Annotated in this window: 12 protein-coding genes; 10 read left to right on the forward strand and 2 right to left on the reverse strand. The window is 62.3% G+C overall.

Annotation, left to right across the window (positions count from 1 at the left end; translation table 11 throughout):
* Window positions 1-20 precede the first annotated feature (20 nt).
* On the reverse strand, window positions 21-1511 hold the full coding sequence (locus HU715_RS18315) for a leucyl aminopeptidase (RefSeq protein ID WP_186705171.1): 1491 nt from the start codon (window positions 1509-1511) through the stop codon (window positions 21-23).
* Between the two features lie 311 nt (window positions 1512-1822).
* Here HU715_RS18315 and lptF point away from each other — a divergent pair, with 311 nt between their 5' ends.
* The 8 genes from lptF to pdxJ all read left to right on the forward strand — a co-directional run bounded on the left by lptF (window position 1823) and on the right by pdxJ (window position 10311).
* Window positions 1823-2944: an LPS export ABC transporter permease LptF gene (gene lptF / locus HU715_RS18320; RefSeq protein WP_186705172.1), complete on the forward strand. Its 1122-nt coding sequence runs from the start codon at window positions 1823-1825 to the stop codon at window positions 2942-2944.
* Window positions 2937-3998 carry an LPS export ABC transporter permease LptG gene (lptG, locus tag HU715_RS18325; protein ID WP_186705173.1) on the forward strand — a complete coding sequence of 354 codons (1062 nt, stop codon included), beginning with the start codon at window positions 2937-2939 and terminating at the stop codon, window positions 3996-3998. The genes lptF and lptG overlap by 8 nt, the downstream gene beginning before the upstream one ends.
* A 236-nt stretch (window positions 3999-4234) precedes the next feature.
* Complete coding sequence (gene lepA, locus HU715_RS18330; RefSeq protein ID WP_135847028.1) at window positions 4235-6034, forward strand: translation elongation factor 4; 1800 nt, start codon at window positions 4235-4237, stop codon at window positions 6032-6034.
* A gap of 5 nt (window positions 6035-6039) precedes the next feature.
* Window positions 6040-6894, forward strand: a complete 855-nt coding sequence (lepB, locus tag HU715_RS18335; RefSeq protein WP_186705174.1) for a signal peptidase I — start codon at window positions 6040-6042, stop codon at window positions 6892-6894.
* Window positions 6895-7079: 185 nt separating this feature from the next.
* Window positions 7080-7769, forward strand: a complete 690-nt coding sequence (rnc, locus tag HU715_RS18340) for a ribonuclease III (protein ID WP_186705175.1) — start codon at window positions 7080-7082, stop codon at window positions 7767-7769.
* Window positions 7762-8664, forward strand: a complete 903-nt coding sequence (gene era / locus HU715_RS18345) for a GTPase Era (protein ID WP_003205264.1) — start codon at window positions 7762-7764, stop codon at window positions 8662-8664. The genes rnc and era overlap by 8 nt, the downstream gene beginning before the upstream one ends.
* Before the next feature lie 170 nt (window positions 8665-8834).
* Window positions 8835-9518 (forward strand): DNA repair protein RecO, encoded by a 684-nt coding sequence (gene recO, locus HU715_RS18350; protein WP_186705176.1) that lies wholly within the window; start codon window positions 8835-8837, stop codon window positions 9516-9518.
* Between the two features lie 49 nt (window positions 9519-9567).
* On the forward strand, window positions 9568-10311 hold the full coding sequence (pdxJ, locus tag HU715_RS18355) for a pyridoxine 5'-phosphate synthase (RefSeq protein ID WP_186705177.1): 744 nt from the start codon (window positions 9568-9570) through the stop codon (window positions 10309-10311).
* A gap of 186 nt (window positions 10312-10497) precedes the next feature.
* Here the strand turns inward: pdxJ and mltF are convergent, their stop codons facing one another.
* A complete protein-coding gene (mltF, locus tag HU715_RS18360) occupies window positions 10498-11958 on the reverse strand; it encodes a membrane-bound lytic murein transglycosylase MltF (RefSeq protein ID WP_186705178.1) in 1461 nt (486 codons plus the stop codon).
* Between the two features lie 288 nt (window positions 11959-12246).
* Between mltF and purL the strand changes: the two genes are divergently transcribed.
* Both purL and HU715_RS18370 read left to right on the forward strand, forming a co-directional pair.
* The gene (gene purL, locus HU715_RS18365; RefSeq protein ID WP_186705179.1) at window positions 12247-16143 is read left to right on the forward strand and encodes a phosphoribosylformylglycinamidine synthase; all 3897 of its coding nucleotides are present in this window, start codon (window positions 12247-12249) and stop codon (window positions 16141-16143) included.
* A 4-nt stretch (window positions 16144-16147) separates the two neighbouring features.
* Window positions 16148-16459, forward strand: coding sequence for a YqfO family protein (locus tag HU715_RS18370; RefSeq protein ID WP_186705180.1), 312 nt, complete (start codon window positions 16148-16150; stop codon window positions 16457-16459).
* Window positions 16460-16727: the final 268 nt, after the last annotated feature.

Raw genomic sequence — 16727 nt, forward strand, 5'->3', positions numbered from 1 at the left:
GCCAACGACGGTCATTGGTGTCAGGCCTTGGCGCGGTCCAACAGGTACTGGGTCAGCAGGGGCACCGGACGACCGGTGGCGCCCTTGTCCTTGCCGCCGCTGGTCCAGGCCGTGCCGGCGATGTCCAGGTGAGCCCAGTTCAGGTTCTTGGTGAAGCGCGACAGGAAGCAGGCCGCGGTAATGGTCCCGGCTTTCGGGCCGCCGATGTTGGCGATGTCGGCGAACGGGCTGTCCAGTTGTTCCTGGTACTCGTCGAACAGTGGCAACTGCCAGGCGCGGTCGTCGGCTTGCTGGCCGGCGCTGAGCAGTTGGCCGATCAGCTCGTCGTTATTACCCAGCAGGCCCGAGGTGTGGGCGCCGAGGGCGACGACGCAGGCGCCGGTCAGGGTCGCGATGTCGATCACCGCTTGCGGCTTGAAGCGTTCGGAGTAGGTGAGGGCGTCACACAGCACCAGGCGGCCTTCGGCGTCGGTGTTGAGGATTTCCACGGTCTGGCCGCTCATGGTGGTGACGATGTCGCCCGGACGCGAAGCCGTGCCGCTGGGCATGTTCTCGGCGCAGGCCAGGATGCACACCAGGTTGATCGGCAGTTGCAGTTCGAGCACGGCGCGCAGGGTGCCGAACACGCTCGCGGCGCCGCCCATGTCGTACTTCATTTCATCCATGCCGGCGCCCGGCTTGAGGCTGATGCCGCCGGTGTCGAAGGTGATGCCCTTGCCGACCAGTGCGTACGGCTTCTCGGACTTCTTGCCGCCGTTGTATTGCATGACGATCAGGCGTGGTGGCTGGGCGCTGCCCTGGCCCACGGCATAGAACGAACCCATGCCCAGGTCCTTGATCTTCTTCTCGTCGAAGACTTCGACTTTCAGGCCCTTGAACGCTTTGCCCAGTGCCTTGGCCTGTTCGCCCATGAAGGTCGGGTGGCAGATGTTCGGCGGCAGGTTGCCCAGGTCACGGGTGAACGCCATGCCATTGGCAATCGCGGTGGCGTGGGTCACGGCGCGCTGGACTTCAGCCTGGGCGGCCTTGATGGTCAGCAGGGTGATTTTCTTCAGGGCGCGAGGTTCGGCTTTCTGGCTCTTGAACTGGTCGAATTGATATTCGCCGTCCACCAGGGTTTCGGCCAGCAGGCGATTCTTGCCGTAGCTGTCGCGGCCCTTGACCACCAACTCGTCCAGCGCCAGGACGGCATCACCGCCGCCGAGGCCTTTAAGGGTGGCCAACACGCCGGCGATGATTTTACGGAACGGACGGTCGCCCAGTTCGGCGTCCTTGCCCACGCCCACCAGCAGCACGCGCTCGGCCTTGAGGTTGGGCAGGCTGTGCAGCAGCAGGCTCTGGCCGACCTTGCCGGCCAGGTCGCCGCGCTTGAGCACGGCGCTGATGGCCCCGCCGCTCAGGCTGTCAAGCTGGGTGGCGACGACGCCGAGCTGGCGGTTTTCGCCGACGGCAACCACCAGCGTGGCGGTTTTCAACGTTTCTGGGCTGACGCTTTTTACAACCAGTTCCATGTCCGGATCCCTGAATGAATGGTCAAGAGGCCAGGCGCCGAAACAATGGCGCGCTGAACAGCTGTCTTCTATATAAAAGAAGCGCCGGTACTTGCCGGCGACAAAGGCCGCAGTTTGAACCCCGGCGCCCGAGCCTGACAACCCTCGGCGCCCCTAACTTTTCGGCTTTGAGCAGCGGGTTAAAGCGTGCGAAGTGACAGGCGCCTTCAATCACAGGATAATGCGGCTCTTTTTTCGGCGGCTCGCAATATGAGTCGGCTCGATACGTTTCTTGTTCGGCCGCCTAGCCTGACAATCGTGGAGTGTCTGGTTTGATCGTCTTTCGTTATCTGTCCCGCGAAGTCCTGCTGACCCTGAGCGCCGTCAGCGCCGTGCTGCTGGTCATCATCATGAGCGGGCGCTTCATCAAATACCTCGCCCAGGCAGCCTCCGGTGCCCTGGATCCGGGTTCACTGTTCCTGATCATGGGGTTCCGCCTGCCCGGCTTCCTGCAATTGATCCTGCCGCTGGGGTTGTTCCTCGGCATTTTGCTGGCCTACGGGCGCTTGTACCTGGACAGCGAAATGACCGTGCTGTCGGCCACCGGCATGAGCCAGCAACGCCTGTTTCGCATGACGCTGTTCCCGGCCACCTTGGTGGCGCTGGTGGTGGCGTGGCTGAGCCTGAGCCTGTCGCCCCAGGGCGCCAACCAATTCCAGCTGCTGATCAACCAGCAGGACGCCATGACCGAATTCGATACCCTGGTACCAGGGCGCTTCCAGGCCCTGCGCGACGGCACCCGGGTGACCTACACCGAACAGCTCTCGGATGACCGGGTCGACCTGGGCGGCGTCTTCATCACGCAAAAGAATGTGTCTGCGGACACCAAGAAGGACCGTGGTATTTCCGTGCTGGTGGCCGAGAAGGGCCGGCAGGAAATCAACCCCGACGGCAACCGCTACCTGATCCTGGAAAATGGCTATCGCTACGACGGCAAGCCAGGGCAGGCCGATTACCGGGCCATCAAGTACGACACCTATGGCGTGCTGCTGCCCAAGCCCGAGGTCAGCGACGAAGTCACCGACCGCGACGCGATGCCGACCGCCAGCTTGCTGGGCAACGAAGACATTCGCGCCCGCACCGAGCTGCAATGGCGCCTGTCGCTGCCGCTGCTGGTATTCATCGTGACCCTCATGGCGGTCCCGCTGTCGCGGGTCAACCCGCGCCAGGGCCGTTTCCTCAAGTTACTGCCGGCGATTCTCCTGTATATGGCTTACCTGACCATCCTGATTTCCGCCCGCGGCGCATTGGAGAAGGGCAAGATCCCGCCGGCGCTGGGCTTGTGGTGGGTGCACGGCATCTTCCTGGCCATCGGCCTGGGGCTGCTCTATTGGGAGCCGCTGCGCCTGAAGCTGGCCAGCCGTCGCAGTGCGATGGAGGTGGCCCGTGGTTAAACTCGACCGCTACATCGGCAGCAGCGTGTTCATGGCGATCCTCGCAGTGCTGGGGATCATCCTTGGCCTGGCGACCTTGTTTGCCTTCATCGATGAAATGAGCGACGTCAGCGATACCTACACCCTGATGGACGTGGCGAGCTATGTGCTGCTGACCGCGCCACGCCGTCTGTACGACATGCTGCCGATGGCCGCGCTGATCGGCTGCCTGATCGGCCTGGGCAGCCTGGCCAGTAACAGCGAACTGACCATCATGCGCGCCGCCGGCGTGTCCATTGGTCGGATTGTCTGGGCGGTGATGAAGCCCATGCTGGTGTTGATGCTGGTGGGCCTGCTGATCGGTGAGTACATCGCCCCGGCCACCGAAAACACCGCCCAGGCCAACCGCTCCCTGGCCCAGGGCGGCGGTGATGCGCAAAGCGCCAAGCACGGCCTGTGGCACCGCCAGGGCGACGAGTTCATCCACATCAACTCCGTCCAACCCAACGGCATTCTGTACGGCGTGACCCGTTATCGCTTTGACGAGCAGCGGCACATGCTGTCGTCGAGCTTCGCCAAGCGCGCGCATTTCGTCAAGGACCACTGGCAACTGAGGGATGTGACCACCACGCTGTTCCATGACAAACGCACCGAGGTGGTCGCCGCCCGGAAGGAGCGTTGGAATGTGTCGATCAGTCCGGAGTTGCTCAGCACCGTGGTAATGGCGCCGGAGTCCTTGTCGATTACCGGTTTGTGGGGGTACATCCACTACCTGGCGGACCAGGGTCTGAATAACGGCCGCTATTGGCTGGCTTTTTGGGTCAAGGTGTTGCAACCGCTGGTCACTGCCGCCCTGGTGTTGATGGCGATTTCCTTCATTTTCGGCCCGTTGCGTTCGGTGACCCTGGGGCAACGGGTATTTACCGGCGTGCTGGTGGGCTTCACCTTCCGTATCGCCCAGGATCTGCTGGGGCCGTCGAGCCTGGTGTTCGGTTTCTCGCCGCTGTTTGCGGTGCTGGTGCCGGCCGGTATCTGCGCGCTGGCCGGGCTCTGGCTGTTGCGTCGGGCGGGTTGATTCAGTTTCGTCGTGGCTAGGGAGCTTCTGTGGCGAGGGAGCTTGCTCCCGCTGGACTGCGCAGCAGTCCCCTGCAGCCTGCCTGACACATCGCCGTGGCGCATAATCGAGGGGCCGCTTCGCAGCCCAGCGGGAGCAAGCTCCCTCGCCACACGTGACGCTTGCGCGGTGTATCAGGTACAATTCCCGGCTATTTTTCGGCGGGCCATGCCTGCAGCCTTTTTGAGTGTTGATCCGTGAGTGATTTGAGTCATATCCGCAATTTCTCCATCATCGCCCACATTGACCATGGCAAGTCGACGCTGGCTGATCGCTTCATCCAGATGTGCGGCGGCCTGGCCGAGCGTGAAATGGAAGCCCAGGTCCTGGACTCCATGGACCTCGAGCGTGAGCGCGGGATCACCATCAAGGCCCATAGCGTTACCCTCTACTACAAGGCTCGCGACGGCGTCACCTATCAGCTGAACTTCATCGATACCCCCGGCCACGTCGACTTCACCTATGAAGTCAGCCGGTCGCTGGCGGCCTGTGAAGGCGCATTGCTGGTGGTCGACGCTGGCCAGGGCGTTGAAGCCCAGTCGGTTGCCAACTGCTACACGGCCATCGAGCAGGGCCTGGAAGTCATGCCGGTGCTGAACAAGATCGACCTGCCCCAGGCCGATCCGGACCGCGTGAAGGAAGAAATCGAGAAAATCATCGGCATCGACGCCACGGACGCGGTCACCTGCAGCGCCAAGACCGGCCTGGGCGTCGACGAAGTGCTTGAGCGCCTGGTCGCCACTATTCCTGCACCGACCGGCAATATCGAAGATCCGCTGCAAGCGTTGATCATCGACTCCTGGTTCGACAACTACCTGGGCGTGGTCTCCCTGGTTCGCGTGCGCCATGGCCGCGTGAAGAAAGGCGACAAGATCCTGGTCAAGTCCACCGGCAAGATCCACCTGGTGGACAGCGTTGGTGTCTTCAACCCGAAACACACCGCCACCGTCGACCTGAAGGCCGGTGAAGTGGGCTTCATCATCGCCGGTATCAAGGACATCCACGGGGCGCCGGTCGGCGACACCCTGACCTTGAGCTCTACCCCCGACGTCGATGTGCTGCCAGGCTTCAAACGCATCCAGCCGCAGGTCTACGCCGGCCTGTTCCCGGTCAGCTCCGACGACTTCGAGGATTTCCGCGAAGCGCTGCAAAAGCTGACCCTGAACGACTCGTCGCTGCAGTACACCCCGGAAAGCTCCGACGCCCTGGGCTTCGGTTTCCGTTGCGGGTTCCTTGGCATGCTGCACATGGAAATCATCCAGGAGCGCCTGGAGCGCGAGTACGACCTGGACCTGATCACCACGGCGCCGACGGTAATCTTCGAACTGCTGCTCAAGAACGGCGAAACCATCTACGTCGACAACCCGTCCAAGTTGCCGGACCTGTCGGCCATCGAGGACATGCGCGAGCCGATCGTGCGGGCCAACATCCTTGTGCCTCAGGAGCACCTGGGTAACGTCATTACCCTGTGCATCGAGAAGCGCGGCGTGCAGCACGACATGCTGTTCCTCGGCACGCAGGTCCAGGTGACCTATGACCTGCCGATGAACGAAGTGGTGCTGGACTTCTTCGACCGTCTCAAATCCACCAGTCGCGGCTATGCTTCGCTGGACTATCATTTCGATCGTTACCAATCGGCTAATCTGGTAAAGCTGGATGTGCTGATCAACGGTGAGAAAGTCGATGCCCTGGCATTGATCGTGCACCGCGACAACGCGCACTACAAAGGTCGTGCATTGACCGAGAAGATGAAGGAACTGATTCCGCGGCAGATGTTCGATGTGGCAATCCAGGCCGCCATTGGCGGGCAGATTGTGGCGCGTACAACCGTCAAGGCGCTCAGAAAGAACGTATTGGCCAAATGCTACGGCGGCGACGTCAGCCGTAAGCGCAAGCTGTTGGAAAAGCAGAAGGCCGGTAAAAAACGCATGAAGCAGGTCGGTAACGTGGAAATTCCACAGGAAGCCTTCCTCGCGGTGCTCAGGTTGGATAGTTAGGTCCTATGTCGCTAAATTTCCCGCTGTTGCTGGTTATCGCCGTGTTTGTCTGCGGTCTGTTGGCGTTGCTTGATCTGTTGTTCCTGGCGCCTCGGCGCCGGGCGGCCATCGCCTCGTATCAGGGCAGCGTCAGCCAGCCTGATGGTGTGGTGATCGAAAAACTCAACAAGGAACCGCTGCTGGTCGAATACGGCAAGTCGTTCTTCCCGGTGCTGTTCATCGTGCTGGTGCTGCGTTCGTTCCTGGTGGAACCGTTCCAGATCCCGTCCGGCTCGATGAAGCCGACCCTGGATGTGGGCGATTTCATCCTGGTGAACAAGTTTTCCTACGGGATCCGCCTGCCGGTGATCGACAAGAAAGTCATCGAGGTGGGTGACCCGCAACGCGGCGATGTCATGGTGTTCCGCTTCCCTAGCGACCCGAACGTCAATTACATCAAGCGCGTGGTCGGCCTGCCGGGCGACACGATCCGCTACACCGCTGACAAGCGTTTGTTCGTCAATGGCGAATCGGTGGCCGAACAGTTGCTCGGCTCCGAGCCGGGGACGCTGGGCAGTGCCGAACTCTACCGGGAAAAACTCGGTGAGGCCGAACACCTGATCCGCAAGGAAATGAGCCGCTACCGCGCCGCGCCGGACCGTTCCTGGACCGTGCCGGCGGGGCACTATTTCATGATGGGCGACAACCGTGACAACTCCAACGACAGCCGTTACTGGGATGATCCGAACATTCCCAAGAACCTGCTGGGCATGGTCCCCGACCGGAACATCGTCGGCAAGGCCTTCGCGGTCTGGATGAGCTGGCCGGAACCCAAACTCAGTCACCTGCCGAATTTCTCGCGGGTTGGCCTGATCAAGTAATCACCCACGGCGCTGTTGAACACAGCGCCGAATGCTTTTCTGGAGCCTGTACAAGGGTTGCCCGGAGGCATGAAGCCAACGATAGTCAGGACGTCATTTTTGAACACAGCGTTAATTGTCCCAAGCCAACGGTGCCTTGCCGCCGTGGCGGTGGAATCCAGCCACGAACTCAGCGTGGGTAAACCGTGAGCGTTTCTCTAAGCCGTCTCGAGCGTCAGCTCGGCTACACCTTCAAGGACCCGGACCTGATGCTCCTGGCCCTCACTCACCGCAGTTTTGCCGGGCGCAACAACGAACGCCTGGAATTCCTCGGTGACGCCATCCTTAACTTCGTCGCTGGCGAGGCGTTGTTCGAGCGCTTCCCGCTGGCCCGCGAAGGCCAGTTGTCGCGTTTGCGCGCGCGACTGGTAAAAGGTGAGACGCTGGCCGTATTGGCCCGTGGTTTCGACTTGGGCGATTACCTGCGCCTGGGCTCCGGTGAGTTGAAAAGCGGCGGTTTCCGGCGCGAGTCGATCCTGGCCGATGCCCTGGAAGCGTTGATTGGTGCGATCTACCTGGATTCAGGCATGGAAATGGCGCGCGAGCGCGTGCTGGCCTGGCTGACCTCCGAAATCGACAGCCTGACGCTGGTGGACACCAACAAGGACCCGAAGACCCGCTTGCAGGAATTCCTGCAATCGCGCAGTTGCGAACTGCCGCGCTACGAAGTGGTGGACATCCAGGGTGAGCCGCATTGCCGAACCTTCTTCGTCGAATGCGAAGTTGTCCTATTGAATGAAAAAAGCCGGGGTCAGGGTGTGAGTCGTCGTATTGCCGAACAGGTAGCGGCCGCCGCAGCACTGATTGCCCTGGGCGTGGAGAATGGCAATGACTGATACAACCGTCACCCGCTGCGGCTATGTCGCCATTGTCGGTCGGCCGAACGTGGGCAAGTCCACGCTGCTGAACCACATCCTGGGCCAGAAATTGGCGATCACCTCGCGCAAGCCCCAGACCACCCGCCACAACATGCTGGGCATCAAGACTGAAGGCGCCGTGCAGGCGATCTACGTCGACACCCCGGGCATGCACAAGGGCGGTGAAAAGGCCCTGAACCGCTACATGAACAAGACTGCCTCGGCGGCGTTGAAGGACGTCGACGTGGTGATCTTCGTGGTCGACCGCACCAAGTGGACCGAAGAAGACCAAATGGTCCTCGAACGCGTCCAGTACGTGACCGGCCCCTTGATCGTGGCGCTGAACAAGACCGACCGTATCGAAGACAAGGCTGAGCTGATGCCGCACCTGACCTGGTTGCAGGAACAGTTGCCGAACGCCCAGATCATCCCGATCTCTGCCCAGCACGGCCATAACCTCGATGCGTTGGAGCGGGTGATTGCCGAACACCTGCCGGAAAACGATCATTTCTTCCCTGAAGACCAGATCACCGACCGCAGCAGCCGTTTCCTCGCCGCCGAGCTGGTGCGCGAGAAAATCATGCGCCAGATGGGCGCCGAGCTGCCGTACCAGATCACCGTCGAGATCGAAGAGTTCAAGCAACAGGGGAAGACCCTGCATATTCATGCGTTGATCCTCGTCGAACGTGACGGCCAGAAGAAAATCATCATTGGCGACAAGGGCGAGCGCATCAAGCGCATCGGCACCGAGGCGCGCAAGGACATGGAGCTGCTGTTCGACTCCAAGATCATGCTCAACCTGTGGGTCAAGGTGAAGGGTGGCTGGTCCGACGACGAGCGGGCGTTGCGTTCGTTGGGTTACGGCGACCTGTAAAACGTCCAGCGGTACACCACCGACCTTGTGGGAGCGGGCTTGCTCGCGAAGGCGGTGTGTCAGTTGACATCATCGTTGACTGACACGCCGCCTTCGCGAGCAAGCCCGCTCCCACATTGGTTTCGGGTTGTTTAGAAAATTTTGCCCGCTCAGTGAGAACTGCGACTTCAATGTCCCAACCCACCGCCCAGCCCGCCTACGTCCTCCACAGCCGTGCCTACCGCGAAAGTAGCGCCCTGGTGGACTTCCTCACGCCCCAAGGACGGCTGCGGGCGGTGTTGCGCGGAGCGCGGGGCAAGGCCGGGACGCTGGCGCGGCCGTTCGTGCCGCTGGAAGTCGAGTTCCGCGGCAGGGGCGAGCTGAAGAATGTCGGGCGCATGGAAAGCAACGGTGTCGCGGCCTGGCTCAACGGCGAGGCGTTGTTCAGTGGTTTGTACCTCAATGAACTGCTGATCCGCCTGTTGCCCGCCGAAGATCCCCACCCGGCGGTCTTCGACCACTACACCGCCACACTGCTGGCCCTGGCCGAAGGCCGGCCACTGGAACCGCTGCTGCGCTCGTTCGAGTGGCGGCTGCTGGATGACCTGGGTTATGGCTTTGCGCTGAATACCGACCTGCACGGCGAACCCATCGCGGCTGATGGCCTGTACCGCTTGCAAGTGGACGCCGGCCTGGAGCGGGTCTACCTGCTGCAACCAGGGCTGTTCAACGGTGCCGAACTGCTGGCCATGGCCGAGGCCGACTGGCGTGCGCCGGGTGCCTTGTCGGCGGCCAAGCGCCTGATGCGCCAGGCCCTGGCCGTGCATCTGGGTGGTCGGCCCTTGGTCAGTCGCGAGCTGTTTCGCAAGCCCTGATCAACCCGTATGCTGTGGGCCGACTATTTGTCCTTTCAGGAGCCTTTTCGTGAGCACCAGCAATCGCATTCTTCTCGGCGTGAACATCGACCATGTCGCCACCCTGCGCCAGGCCCGTGGTACGCGCTACCCGGATCCGGTCAAGGCCGCACTGGACGCGGAAGAAGCGGGGGCCGACGGCATCACCGTGCACCTGCGTGAAGACCGTCGCCACATCCAGGAGCGCGACGTGCTGCTGCTCAAGGACGTGCTGCAAACCCGCATGAACTTTGAAATGGGCGTGACCGAGGAAATGATGGCGTTCGCCGAGCGCATCCGCCCGGCGCACATCTGCCTGGTGCCGGAGACGCGCCAGGAACTGACCACCGAAGGCGGCCTCGATGTAGCGGGCCAGGAGTCGCGGATCAGCCTGGCGGTGGAACGCCTGTCGAAAATCGGCGCCGAGGTCTCGCTGTTCATCGATGCCGACGAACGGCAAATCGAGGCATCCAAGCGTGTCGGCGCCCCCGCCATCGAACTGCACACCGGCCGGTACGCCGACGCCGAGACCCCCACGGACGTGGCCGATGAGCTGCAACGGGTCGCCGATGGCGTCGCCTTTGGCCTGGCCCAAGGCTTGATCGTCAACGCCGGCCATGGCCTGCACTACCACAACGTCGACGCCGTCGCGGCCATCAAGGGCATCAACGAACTGAACATCGGCCATGCACTGGTGGCCCATGCCTTGTTCGTCGGGTTCAAGTCGGCTGTGTCGGAAATGAAAGCCTTGATCCTGGCTGCCGCCAAGTCCTGATCCACCACAAAACTTCTGAACACCCCAATCAAAACTGTGGGAGCGGGCTTGCTCGCGAAAGCGGTGTGTCAGCCACTTCAATGGTGACTGACCTGACGCCTTCGCGAGCAAGCCCGCTCCCACAGGGGATCTGGGTAGGTACAAGACTTGTGGGTATCCAAGTAAAGCTGTGGGAGTGGGCAGCTGTCAGAGCTGCGGGGATTCCTGGCTCGGCTTGCTCTTGTCCACACCCGGCACATGCAGATTGCCCTCGGCCACTTGGTCGCCTTCAAGCTGCGGCTGTGTCACCCAGGTCAGGATGTCGTAGTAGCGACGGATGTTCGCCACGAAATGCACCGGTTCGCCGCCCCGGGCGTAGCCGTAGCGGGTCTTGCTGTACCACTGTTTCTGGGACAGGCGCGGCAGGATTTTCTTCACGTCCAGCCATTTGTTCGGGTTCAGCCCTTCCTTGGCCGCCAGTTTGCGGGCGTCGTCCAGGTGGCCGCTGCCCACGTTATAGGCGGCAAGGGCGAACCAGGTACGGTCCGGCTCCTCGATGCTCTCGTCCAGCTGTTCCTTCATGTAGGCCAGGTACTTGGCGCCGCCCATGATGCTTTGTTTCGGATCCAGTCGGTTGGACACGCCCATGGCCTGGGCGGTGTTCTGGGTCAGCATCATCAGGCCGCGCACGCCGGTCTTGGACGTGACCGTTGGTTGCCAGAGCGATTCCTGGTAGCCAATGGCAGCCAGCAGGCGCCAATCGACTTTCTCTTTCTTGGCGTAAGCCTTGAAGTGTTGCTCATATTTGGGCAACCGTTGCTGCAAATGCTGGGCGAAGGTTGTTGCGCCCATGTAGCCGAGGACGTCGACGTGCCCGTAGTAGCGGTCCTTGAGCCGCTGCAGCGTGCCGTTTTTCTGCACCTTGTCCAGATAGGCATTGATTTCGTTAAGCAGGCTATTGTCTTCGCCGGGGCCCACCGCCCAGCTTTGGCTGCGGACGTCGCCAAGGTCGAAGGCGACGCGCACGTTGGGGAAGTACACCTGGTTCATCGCCACTTCGTTGGAGTCCACCAGCGTCAGGTCGATCTGGCCCTCGTCCACCATGCGCAGCAGGTCGACCACCTCAACCGCGTCGGACTCTTCGTATTCGATGCCCGGGTATTGCTGCTTCAACTGCGCCAGTTGTTCGGCATGGCTGCTGCCCTTGAGCACCATGATTTTCTTGCCCGCCAGGGCGGCCGCGTCGGTGGGGCGGGATTGGCCGTTGCGGTAGATGATTTGGGGGGTGACTTCCAGGTAGGAGCGGGAAAACCGCACCTGCTTCTTGCGCTGTTCGCTGCTGACCAGGCCCGCGGCGGCCAGGACCGGCCCGTTGGGCTTGCCCACCTGGCCGAACAGGTCGTCGAGGTTGTCGGCGGTCTCGATTTTAAGCTCGACACCCAAATCCTCGGCGAAACGCTTCACCAGCTCGTATTCGAAGCCGGTCTCACCACTGCGATCCTGGAAGTAGGTGGCGGGGCTGTTTCGGGTAACCACCCGCAGCACGCCATCCTCCTTTACGCGCTCCAGTGTGTTGGGTTTCTCAACACAACCACTGAGCACCAGGAAGAGTCCGGTTGCGATCAGCCATTTGGCATATCGCGGACGCAAAGCCGTTGGGGAAAACATCTGCGCAGTATACGCAAACGGCCCCTACCGCCATATCTCGACAGCAAAAGGCCAGTCTGCTAGCCGTTGCAAAACATGTCCGCAACACCGGCCGGCCGGGCTGTGGCGGGCTTTGCGCCGCTGAAAAATATCTGTGCGCGAACCTTGGCACGGGTGTCCAATACCGCCGTGCGCGCAAAGACCGACATTCGGCCAGCACCGCGCGTGCCGTTTCGGGTGCCGTTGCCGGCGGTTTAGGCTAGAATGCACGGCCTCAAAGCACACCCCCTTCCCGAGGCTGTCCCGAAGATGTTGATCCTGCGCGGCGCTCCTGCCCTTTCTGCCTTTCGCCACAGCAAACTCCTTGAGCAACTGAGCCAGAAGGTTCCGGCTGTCAGTGGCTTGTATGCTGAATTCGCTCACTTCGCCGAAGTCACCGGCGGTTTGACCGGCGACGAACAGCAGGTGCTCGCGCGCCTTCTGAAGTACGGCCCCAGTGTTCCTGTCCAGGAGCCGGCCGGTCGCCTGTTCCTGGTGTTGCCGCGTTTCGGCACCATTTCGCCGTGGTCGAGCAAGGCCAGCGACATCGCCCGCAACTGCGGCCTGGCGAAAATCCAGCGCCTGGAGCGCGGCATTGCCTTTTATGTCGCCGGTGAGTTCAGCGAGGCCGAGGCCCAGTTGATCGCCGAAGGCCTGCATGACCGCATGACCCAGGTCGTGCTCGGCAACCTTGAGCAGGCCGCCGGTCTGTTCAGTCACGCCGAACCCAAGCCCCTGACCGCCATCGACGTACTGGGCGGTGGCCGTGCCGCGCTGGAAAAAGCCAACGCCGAGCTGGGCCTGGCCCTGGCCGAAGACGAGATCGATTACCTGGTCAACGCCTTCCAGGGCTTGAAGCGCAACCCCCACGACATCGAACTGATGATGTTCGCCCAGGCCAACTCCGAGCACTGCCGCCACAAGATCTTCAACGCCAGTTGGGACATTGACGGCCAGGACCAGGAAAAAAGCCTGTTCGGCATGATCAAGAACACCTACCAGATGCACAACGAAGGTGTGCTGTCGGCCTACAAGGACAACGCGGCGGTGATCGTCGGCAGCGTTGCCGGTCGCTTCTACCCGAACCCCGAGACCCGCCAGTACGGTGCGGTCCAGGAGCCGGTGCACATCCTGATGAAGGTCGAGACTCACAACCACCCGACCGCCATTGCCCCGTTCCCGGGCGCGTCCACCGGTTCCGGTGGCGAGATCCGCGACGAAGGCGCCACCGGTCGCGGTGCCAAGCCCAAGGCCGGCCTGACCGGCTTCACCGTGTCGAACCTGCAGATCCCGGGCTTCGAGCAGCCATGGGAAAAGCCGTACGGCAAGCCTGAGCGCATCGTCAACGCCCTCGACATCATGATCGAAGGTCCCCTGGGCGGCGCGGCGTTCAACAACGAATTCGGCCGTCCGGCCCTGACCGGTTACTTCCGGACCTTCGAACAGTCCATCACCACTCCCCGTGGTGAAGAAGTCCGTGGTTACCACAAGCCGATCATGCTCGCTGGCGGCATGGGCAACATCCGCGCCGAACACGTGCAGAAAGGCGAGATCCTGGTCGGCTCCAAGCTGATCGTCCTCGGCGGCCCGGCCATGTTGATCGGCCTGGGTGGCGGCGCGGCTTCCTCCATGGCCACCGGCACCAGCTCGGCCGACCTGGACTTCGCTTCGGTCCAACGGGAAAACCCGGAAATGGAACGCCGTTGCCAGGAAGTCATCGACCGTTGCTGGCAGTTGGGTGAGCACAACCCCATCAGCTTCATCCACGACGTCGGCGCGGGCGGCCTGTCCAACGCCTTCCCGGAACTGGTCAACGACGGTGGTCGCGGTGGCCGCTTCGAACTGCGCAACATTCCAAACGACGAGCCGGGCATGGCCCCGCACGAAATCTGGAGCAACGAATCCCAGGAACGCTACGTCCTGGCGGTCGGTCCGGCCGACTTCGAACGCTTCCAGGCCATTTGCGAGCGCGAGCGTTGCCCGTTCGCGGTGGTGGGTGAAGCCACTGCTGAGCCACAACTGACCGTCACCGACAGCCACTTCGGCAACAGCCCGGTGGACATGCCGTTGGAAGTGCTGCTGGGCAAGGCCCCGCGCATGCACCGTTCGGCGGTCCGCGAAGCGGAGCTGGGCGACGATTTCGATCCGTCCACCCTCGACATCGCCGATTCCATCGAGCGCGTGCTGCATCACCCGGCCGTGGCGAGCAAGAGCTTCCTGATCACTATCGGCGACCGGACCATCACCGGCCTTGTGGCCCGCGACCAGATGGTCGGCCCATGGCAAGTGCCAGTGGCTGACGTGGCCGTGACCGCCACCAGCTTCGACGTCTACACCGGCGAAGCCATGGCGATGGGCGAGCGCACGCCGCTGGCGCTGCTGGACGCCCCGGCCTCGGGCCGCATGGCGATCGGCGAGACCCTGACCAACATCGCGGCGTCGCGCATCGGCAAGATGTCCGACATCAAGCTGTCGGCCAACTGGATGTCCGCCGCCGGTCACCCGGGTGAAGACGCCCGCCTGTACGACACCGTCAAGGCGGTTGGCATGGAGCTGTGCCCTGAGCTGGGCATCACCATTCCAGTGGGCAAGGACTCCATGTCCATGGCCACGCGCTGGAACGATGAAGGCGTGGACAAGAGCGTAACCTCGCCGCTGTCGCTGATCGTGACCGGTTTTGCGCCTGTCACCGATATCCGCCAGACCCTGACCCCGCAACTGCGCATGGACAAGGGCACCACCGACCTGATCCTGATCGACCTGGGCCGTGGCCAGAACCGCATGGGCGCCTCGATCCTGGCCCAGGTGCATGGCAAGCTCGGCTCGCAAGCACCGGACGTCGATGATGCCGAAGACCTGAAGGCGTTCTTCGCCGTGATCCAGGGCCTCAACGCCGATGGTCACCTGTTGGCCTACCACGACCGCTCCGACGGTGGTTTGCTGACCACCGTGGTGGAAATGGCCTTCGCCGGTCACTGCGGCCTGAGCCTGACCCTGGACAGCGTTGCCGAATCCAAGGCCGAGATCCCAGCCATCCTGTTCAACGAAGAACTGGGTGCGGTGATCCAGGTTCGCCAGGACGCCACGCCAGACATCCTGGCCCAGTTCAGCGCGGCCGGCCTGGCCGATTGCGTCTCGGTGATCGGCCAGCCGATCAACAACGCGCACATCAACATTACCTTCAACGGCGACACCGTCTTTGAAGGCCAGCGTCGCCTGTTGCAGCGCCAGTGGGCGCAAACTAGCTACCAGATCCAGCGCCTGCGGGACAACGCCGAGTGCGCCGAGCAGGAATTCGACGCGCTGCTGGAAGAAGACAACCCGGGCCTGAGCGCCAAGCTCAGCTACGACGTCAACGACAACGTGGCCGCGCCTTACATCAAGAAAGGCATTCGCCCACAAGTGGCGGTCCTGCGCGAGCAGGGCGTCAACGGTCAGGTGGAGATGGCGGCAGCGTTCGACCGCGCCGGTTTCAACGCGATCGACGTGCACATGAGCGACATCCTGGCCGGTCGTGTCGACCTGAACGACTTCAAGGGCATGGTCGCTTGTGGCGGTTTCTCCTACGGCGACGTGCTGGGCGCCGGTGAAGGCTGGGCCAAGTCGGCGCTGTTCAACAGCCGCGCCCGCGATGCGTTCCAAGGTTTCTTCGAACGCACCGACAGCTTCACCCTCGGCGTGTGCAACGGTTGCCAGATGATGTCCAACCTGCACGAGCTGATTCCGGGCAGCGAGTTCTGGCCGCACTTTGTGCGTAACCGTTCCGAGCAGTTTGAAGCCCGCGTGGCGATGGTCCAGGTCCAGGAATCGAACTCGATCTTCCTGCAGGGCATGGCCGGTTCGCGCATGCCGATCGCCATCGCCCACGGCGAAGGCCACGCGGAATTCGAAAGCGAAGAAGCCTTGCTCGAAGCCGACCTGTCCGGTTGTGTGTCGCTGCGTTTTGTCGACAACCATGGCAAGGTCACCGAAACCTACCCGGCCAACCCGAACGGCTCGCCGCGCGGGATCACCGGCCTGACCAGCCGCGACGGCCGCGTCACGATCATGATGCCGCACCCGGAGCGGGTGTTCCGCGCGGTGCAGAACTCGTGGCGTTCGGACGACTGGAACGAAGATGCGCCATGGATGCGCATGTTCCGCAACGCGCGCGTCTGGGTGAACTAAGACGGTGTACAAGCTCTGCTTCTTCGTCCCGGACAGCCATGTGGACGAGGTCAAAAACGCCGTATTCGCTGCCGGTGGCGGGCGAATCGGCGACTATGACCACTGCGCCTGGCAAGTGCTGGGCCTGGGCCAGTTTCGCCCTTTGGACGGCAGCCAGCCGTTCATTGGCGAGGCGGGGCAGGTCGAGCAGGTCGAGGAATGGAAGGTGGAGCTGGTGGTGGCCGATGCGTTGATTCGCCCCGTGGTGGAGGCGCTGAAGCAGAGCCATCCCTACGAGACACCGGCGTATGAGGTGTGGCGGTTGGAGGATTTCTGATCTTCCCGCTGTTGCAATAAAAAACCCGCTGATCGATTCAGCGGGTTTTTTATTACGTGCAATTCCTGTGTACACAAACCCTTGTGGCGAGGGAGCTTGCTCCCGCTGGGACGGTCCGACGCCTCGGGCGTAGCGGCCCTAAGCTTTTGCGGTTGCTGCGCAACCGAGCGGGAGCAAGCTCCCTCGCCACAGGATTGTTGTGTATCAGATATAGGTGTTGGGTGTGTGCAGGCCCCTTCGCGAGCAAGCCCGCTCCCACAGTGGATTT

The organism is Pseudomonas zanjanensis (assembly GCF_014268745.2).
In the GTDB taxonomy this organism is placed as follows: Bacteria; Pseudomonadota; Gammaproteobacteria; order Pseudomonadales; family Pseudomonadaceae; genus Aquipseudomonas; species Aquipseudomonas zanjanensis.